The organism is Lacticaseibacillus boliensis (assembly GCF_054784775.1).
The window spans coordinates 138844-146576 of sequence record NZ_BAAIHN010000004.1; the positions used below are offsets into that span (position 1 = coordinate 138844).

At 54.0% G+C, this 7733-nt stretch carries 6 protein-coding genes; 5 read left to right on the forward strand and 1 reads right to left on the reverse strand.

The features are described from left to right. Positions 1–69: 69 nt before the first annotated feature. The 5 genes from ACYVRB_RS03375 (at position 70) to ACYVRB_RS03395 (ending at position 5857) form a co-directional block, all read left to right on the forward strand. A complete protein-coding gene (locus ACYVRB_RS03375) occupies positions 70–732 on the forward strand; it encodes a histidine phosphatase family protein (RefSeq protein ID WP_461213539.1) in 663 nt (220 codons plus the stop codon). 19 nt (positions 733–751) lie between these two features. Next, positions 752–1420: a tetratricopeptide repeat protein gene (locus ACYVRB_RS03380; RefSeq protein ID WP_461213540.1), complete on the forward strand. Its 669-nt coding sequence runs from the start codon at positions 752–754 to the stop codon at positions 1418–1420. Continuing rightward, entirely contained in the window at positions 1413–3827 is a 2415-nt protein-coding gene (gene recD2, locus ACYVRB_RS03385) for an SF1B family DNA helicase RecD2 (protein WP_461213542.1), read from the forward strand. The genes ACYVRB_RS03380 and recD2 overlap by 8 nt, the downstream gene beginning before the upstream one ends. A gap of 8 nt (positions 3828–3835) precedes the next feature. After that, a complete protein-coding gene (locus ACYVRB_RS03390) occupies positions 3836–5050 on the forward strand; it encodes a GNAT family N-acetyltransferase (RefSeq protein ID WP_461213544.1) in 1215 nt (404 codons plus the stop codon). Positions 5051–5332: 282 nt separating this feature from the next. Further along, positions 5333–5857, forward strand: a complete 525-nt coding sequence (locus ACYVRB_RS03395; protein ID WP_461213545.1) for a hypothetical protein — start codon at positions 5333–5335, stop codon at positions 5855–5857. A gap of 46 nt (positions 5858–5903) precedes the next feature. Here the strand turns inward: ACYVRB_RS03395 and ACYVRB_RS03400 are convergent, their stop codons facing one another. Next, positions 5904–6851, reverse strand: a complete 948-nt coding sequence (locus ACYVRB_RS03400; protein WP_461213547.1) for a diacylglycerol/lipid kinase family protein — start codon at positions 6849–6851, stop codon at positions 5904–5906. Positions 6852–7733: the final 882 nt, after the last annotated feature.

Genomic DNA, 7733 nt, shown 5'->3' on the forward strand with positions numbered 1-7733 from the left:
TCGCAGGCCGGTTGAATTGACGCGGCAAAATCGCGATAATAGGAAGTAACATTCAAGGGGGATCACACGTTGACGCGATTATATTTTGTTAGGCATGGCAAGACACAATGGAATCTGGAAGGGCGTTATCAAGGCGCTAACGGCGATTCGCCGCTATTACCAGAAAGCTATGAGCAGATCCATCAGCTCGCAGCATACTTACACGGCACTCGATTTGCCCATTGTTACATCAGCCCGCTGCCGCGCGCGCAAAACACCGCCAAGACGCTACTTGCAGATCTTGATCAGAAGATCCCAACAACGACGACGGTGGGGATGCGTGAGTTCAACTTAGGCAAGATGGAAGGCATGAAGTTCAGCGACGTGGCCAAGAAATACCCACACGAGTTGCATGCGTTTCGCGCGGCACCCGGCGACTATGACCCTAGTGCCATCGACGGGGAAAGTTTTCCCGAGCTGATCGCGCGGATGCAACCCGTGGTGTTAGACGCGGTGCAACAAGACCACACCGGGCACGCCAATCTGCTTTTCGTCAGCCACGGCGCGGCACTGGTCGCCTTGATCCAAAGCCTGCTGGGAACACCGATCGCAGACATGCGCAAAGACGGCGGCTTGACCAACAGCAGCGTCACGATCCTGGAAGCGCATGGCCCGAAGCTACCGTTCAAGCTGGTCAAATGGAACGATACTGAGTTCATGACGAAAAAACTCGATCCGACAGACACGATTTAAACAGATTAGAGGAGCAACAATGGCAAAACAAAACATGATTACCCAATTCAATCAAGGCGACCACGATGGTGCGATCCACGCCGCCGTCGCGGCGATCGATGAAAATCCCAAAGATTCCAAGCGCTACGCGACCTTGGCCACGATGCTGATCGCCATTTCAGCGTATGACGAAGCCACGCAGCTGTTGATGCAAGCCATCGGGTTGTTTCCAGAAGACCACGAACTCGTGTACAGTTTCGGCTTGTTGCAGTTTCGCCAGGAGAACTGGCAGCTGGCGATTCAATATTTTCAACAGCTCACGACGCTAAAAGATCAGCTCGGTCAAGATGCCACTTACATGATCGCGCTGTGTTACCAGCGCGCCGAGAAGCCGCAAAAGGCTTTGGCGTTTGCGCTCACTGCGCATGAAGCCGCCCCGCACCGCCAAGACGCCGCGTTGTTGACCGCAGAGTTATTGCTCGGCATGGGCGTGTTCAAAGAAGCCGCCAAGATGCTCGAGCCACAACTGCGGACCAAAAACGCCCAAGTCTTTTTCACCTATGGCATGGCGCTCACCGGCGCCGGCGAAGACGGCAGCAAGTATCTCGACCAAGCCAAGCGCCTAGATCCGGACAGTTACGACAAGAAGGCCAACCAAGTGCGCGACATCGCCGGGTATCTCATCCATACGGAGAAACAAGATGACTGAAGCACCGCAGACCGTTACCGGCCGCGTAAAAAGCATCTTCTTTGAAAATCCCAACAACTTCTTCAAGATCTTGCTGGTGACGATCACCGCCACCAACATCAAGTGGACGGAGCCTGAAATCGTCGTGACCGGCTCTTTTGGCGATATCAAAGAAGATGAAGTTTACCAATTCACCGGCAAGGTCGTCAACCATCCCAAATACGGCCAGCAGTTTGCCGCAGACAACTACCAAGTCGAAAAGCCAAGCTCTAAAGAAGGCCTGGTCGGTTATTTGAGCTCGGACAAGTTCCCTGGCATCGGGACCAAAACGGCGACGCGGATCGTCGACGCCTTGGGGCTGACCGCGATTGATAAGATCCTCAAAGATCCAGAAGTGCTGGCGCCGTTGCACCTCAAAGCCGAGCGGGAAGAGACCTTAGTCACCAATCTGCGCGCCAACTTGGGGATGGAACAAGTCATCATCGGGTTGAACGATTATGGCTTTACCGCCAACATGGCCGCCAAGATCTATCAGCTATACGACACCGATGCCTTGCAGGTCATCGAAGAAAACCCGTATCGGCTGATCGCAGACGTCGACGGCATCGGCTTTAAGCGCGCTGACGCGATTGCGGCGAAGATGAACATCGCTCCAGACGCCCCGATCCGCTTGCAAGGCGCCGCGATGGAAACCTTGCTCAGCCAAACGGAAGGCGAAGGCGACACCTATGTCGAGCTGCCGGTGCTGCTCGACAGTACCATTGGCATGCTCGAAGGTGCGCGCAATACTGAGATCACGCCAAGTAAAGTGGCAGATGCGATCGTGGCGCTCGCCCATGCTAACAAGATCGCCGCCGAAGACCAGCGCGTGTACCCCAAGCGCCTGTATGATGCGGAATTCACCATCGCCAACCGCCTGCATGCATTAGGCGCAGATCTGGACACGCCGGCGGAAGCCAAGATCGCCAAGGCCTTGAAAGACGTTCAAAAAGCCGCCGGCATTAAATACGACGACACGCAACGTCACGCGGTGATGACGGCGATGCAAAACGGGATCTTTCTGCTGACAGGGGGTCCCGGTACCGGTAAAACGACAGTCGTCAACGGCATCGTGCGGACGTACGCAAAACTCAACGACTTGTCGTTGGATATCAACACTTACAGCGACGACGAACCTTTTCCCATCATGCTGGCGGCGCCAACAGGCCGGGCTGCCAAGCGGATGACCGAAACCACCGGGCTGCCGGCAAGCACGATTCACCGGCTGTTGGGGCTGACGATCGACGCGGATGAATACGAACCCAAGGAGCTGCCAGACGGGTTGTTGATCGTCGATGAGATGTCGATGGTGGACACCTACCTTTTCCGCACGCTCTTGACTGCTTTGCATCCCGGAATCCGCTTGATCTTGGTCGGAGATAAAGACCAGCTGCCAAGTGTTGGCCCCGGCCAAGTCTTCGCAGATCTGTTGCGCTCACAGACGCTACCGGCTCAAGAGCTGACGCATATCCATCGCCAAGGGGCTCAAAGTTCGATCATTCCGTTTGCCCATGCGATCAACGCCGGTAAGCTCCCGGCAGATTGGCAACAGCCTAAGCCAGACCGCAGCTTCATCTTGTGCCCGCCGAATCAGCTGGCGCAAGTCGTCGGTCAGGTGGTCGCCAAGGCCAACCAGAAGTTCGATCGCAACGCGATGCAGGTGCTCGCGCCGATGTACCGCGGTGCCGCCGGGATCGATCAGCTCAACGCTTTATTGCAAGACATCGTCAATCCCAAAAAAAGCGATCGCAGCAAGGAAGTCTTGTTTGGCGACCGTAAATATCGTATCGGGGATAAGGTCTTGCAGCTGGTGAATAACCCTGAACAAAATGTCTTCAACGGCGAAATTGGACTCATCACCGGGATCGTTCCCGCCAAAGAAAGTGATTCAAAAACCGACGAGCTCGTGCTGGATTTTGACGGCAACGAGCTGACTTATGCGCGCAGCGATTTTTCCAAGATCACGCTGGCGTATGCGACCTCGATCCACAAAGCGCAAGGTAGCGAATTTGATCTGGTGATCTTGCCGCTAACGCTGGCGTCGCGGCGGATGTTACGGCGGAACCTGTTGTACACTGCGGTGACCCGTGCTAGCAAATCGCTGGTGTTGCTGGGGGACCCGCGGGCGTTTGAGCTGGCGGTAGAAGCCGTGGCCGACAACCGCAAAACCAGTCTGGTCGCCCGTTTGCAGGCAGTGATGCCTGCGAAGACGGTTGACACAACCAAATCAGTTTCGGATAATAAGCATACTGATGACGCCCCGAAAGACTACATCTTAACCGAGGCCTTGGTCGCGCAACAGCGCATCGATCCCATGATCGGCATGGACGGCATTCGCCCAAGCGACCTGGCTGAAGCGAGTGAGACGGGCGAGAGTAAAGGAGTTTGAAGCAGGCGATGGACGACAATATACGCAAAGATTTGACGATCAAGCCGGTGACGCTGGACTATCTCGAACAGTTCAACGATCTGCTGGCGTATGTTTTTCAGGTGACCGCCAAAGAGGTCGAAGAATCTGGTTATGAAGAAGGCGAGCTGGAACGCGCGAAACGCCCAGTGCTGGAAGAATCCGATGTGATCGGGTGGTTTCATGACGATCAGCTGATCTCACAGCTGGCGATCTATCCGTGCACGGTGAACCTGCACGGCAAGCAGGTCAAGATGGCAGGGCTGACTGGCGTCGGGACGTATCCGGAATACGCCGGCCATGGCCTGATGCACGATCTGATCCGCATCGCGCTGCAGCACATGCGCGCTCACAAACAGTGGATCTCTTATCTTTATCCCTACAGCATCCCGTTTTACCGGAAAAAAGGCTGGGAGATCATGTCCGATCATTTGACCTTCGACCTTAAAGACACCCAGTTGCCGCAACCGGTACCGGTGCCCGGCCACGTCGAGCGGCTGGAAAGCGATGATCCCGATGTGATCGCGACCTATCAGGCTTTTGCCAAACAAAATCACGGCGCGATGATCCGCGATCAGCTGAACTGGGATGAATATTGGCGCTGGGAAAACGAAGAAGAGCGCACCGCCGGCGTTTATTATGATGCAGACGACAATCCGCAAGGCTTCGTCTTATATTGGATCGCCAACGAGGTCTTCCATATCAAAGAGATGGTTTACAACACGCAAGAGGCCCGCGTCGGGTTGTGGAATTTTGTCTCCGCCCATTTTTCGATGGTCGAACACGTGCGCGGCAACATCTATAAAAACGAGCCGTTGCATTTTCTCTTGGACGACGGCGACATCAAACAAACCATCCATCCTTATTTCATGGCTCGTATCGTCGATGTCGCGGAGTTTTTGAAAGAATATCCTTTTGCAGAAGTCGGCAAGCCGATCCATTTTAATGTGTCTGATCCGCTCGCTGACTGGAACAACAAGACGTTCGGACTGTGGTGGGATGAGCACGGCCAAGTTGAGGTGACCGACCGTCCTGTCGGCGAAGCCGTCGATTTGGATATCCAGACGTTGACGACGATGCTGATGAGCTACCGGCGGCCGTCATATCTCGCGCGCATCGAGCGCCTGCACGCGTCGAAGGCGGCGCTGAAAACGCTGGAAAGCATCATTCCGATGGACGAGCCGTATTTCAGCGATTACTTCTGATATTGGCGGCTGGTTGACACAGCCGTTTCAAAATGGTTTAATGAGCGTATTCTAATAATCGAGGTCATCAGCATGACAACCAACCGTTTCCAATTCGAATTTAGCTTTTTCGGATAGCGTCCATGAACTTTCATGGACGCGTAATGGCTTGCGTCCATGTCTGAGGAGCTTTTCCAGCAGATGTGGTTAGATCTGCTGGGTGATGACCGATTTTTTACCCGCGCGATCTTGCAAGCCGCAAGTCGGGCGGTTTTTTGTCGGGATGATCAAGGAGGAGCTATCATGGCAATTATTCATACCCTTGGGCCAAAGACAACCGACAGTTACGACGCGGCGACGCACATTCCAGGCGTGGTCGCGCCAAAGATCCAATTGCATGACTGTTTTGATGAGATCATCGAACGCTTAGCAGACTATGTTGGCGATGAGTTTTTGCTGCCTGCCGCTTATCAAAGCCAGCGGCCGGATTTTGGCTGGCGGGAGCTGTGCTACGAGTATAGTGAGCGGCTTGCGTTGCAGCAGGTCTTCAACCGGCCGCTGCAGCCGATGTGTTTGATCGAAAACCCGCGCTATACAGAAGACGCGGCGATCATCCATCCCGCAACCGAGAATCTGCTGCGGCACACGCTGGGGGCGGGGGACTACCTGATCAATTACGCCGGTAGCAAAGCCGCCGCTTACGAACAATACAAAAAAATCGGGTACCGCTACAGCATCGTCAGCCAAGAGCTGGTGGAAGACCCGACCCAAGTCCTGAAAACATTTCAGCCCGATATGGTCTGGTGCTTGTACCGCATCCAGGCATAAAAATAAGGCTAGCGACAACATTTCGTTGTCACTAGCCTTATTCATGTTAGTCCGGATCAATCCAGAATCGTTGCTGTTCGACACGAAAGCTTAATTCATACGGACGGATCCCCATTTCTTCCCCGTCCATCTGGCCAAACTCTAACGATGACGTTTCCAACTCGATGCGGTTGGCTTCAAAGACGTGCACGCGCTTGTACTTGGTGTGGCGCCCCAACAAGAGCTGCAAGACCAGGAACAAGAAGTAAGGGGTATTGATATGTTCGACGACGATCAAGTCGAGCTTGCCGTCGGTGGGATCGGCACTCGGAAGGATCCGCACGCCGCCGCCAAAGAAGGGATGGTTGGTGGTCGTGACGAGAAACGCGTGTGGGATATAGGTGCGCTTGCCGTCAACATAAACCGCCACCGGAAACGGCTTCCGGGAGAAAAACACGGTGACGACCCCGACCATGTAGGCGAGGCTTCCAAGGTGCACGCGGTTTAAAAACTTTTTGAAGCGACTACGATTGGTCGCCGCCACGGTTGCCGCGTCGAAACCAACCCCAATGTTGTTGACGAAGTAACCGGAATCGTGGCGTGTTTTTTCAACATAATGCCCGACATCGAGCACCAGCGGTTTTTCGGTCCGCAAGACCTGCTCCAAGGCTTTGAGCGGGTCTTGGGCCATCTTGATACCGCGAGCGAAATCGTTGCCGCTGCCGGCGGGGATGTAGGCGACCGGCATTTCGGGATGCTCGGTTTGGCGAAGCCCGGTAATTGCTTGGTTCAAGGTGCCATCCCCGCCGATGACCAGCATCACAGCGTCAGGCTTTTGGTTGAAGCTGCCGATCTGCTTGGCCAGTTGAATGGCATGTCCTGCATACCGAGATACTTTGATTTCGTATTGAATGCCGCGCTCATCAAGCACTGCGCGTATCTTCTTGAAGACATCCACAGCGGTACCTGAACCCGCCGCAGGGTTGAAGATGATGTAATAGAACCCCGCTGCCATAGACTACCCCTCTCAAACAATTGGTAAAAACACAAGTTCAATTATACCGGCAAGATTTGCAGAAAACAATGGCAACGCAAGAAGAAAAGTAAGCACTCATCAAAGCATCATTTTTTCAGCTAGGCCTAATGTTCGTGGTCCGGTAGCGTAAGTCTTCTTTGTTTGGTAGACCAGTAAGCTGTCGGGTGCGGGCGAAAGCGACTCCAGCAGGATCAATCTGTCGTGGAGAGGGTTCGGCTTCGCTAACTTCGTCTGCGACGAAGTGGATCTCCACCTGCGCCTTGCTGTAAGCGACAAGTCGCTAACAGCAATCTCACCACGTCAGATTGACCTGCTTCCGTCACTTTCGCCCATACCCTGGATTCTGCGTATCAGGATAGTATCGTGTAACGGACAAGCAGTCATCACTTAGACTCGAGTAGTGCATTCATAACATCGGTAGCCGAAATCTAATTTCTACAATCTCTGAAATTGTAATTATGAATGTTTAGGACGCAAATGTAAGGACGGGGTGTGCGGAGACAGGAGATGGCTCAGGCGCGGCGTTGTTGTTAGCGGCTTGCCGCTTACAACAAAGGCGTCGAAGAAGATCCACTCGGCGGAGCCGAGTTAGCTTCTGAGCGCCTCGCACCGTTCCAGCCATCTCCTGTCGCAGCGCACCCCGTCCGGACCTATACCACTATCCCAACTCCCAACCTAACCACACTTACGCTACCGGACAATGTAAGCAAAAAAACAGAGGCATGACGGATGTCCCTGGATTATTCACCTCGGTATTTGGGACATGAAATCGCATCTGGCCGGTCTGAAAGCAACGTTTGGAGCGTTGCGAATACTGACTGAGCGGAGAAGTTGGTGATCGATGCACCACGAACAGACCGA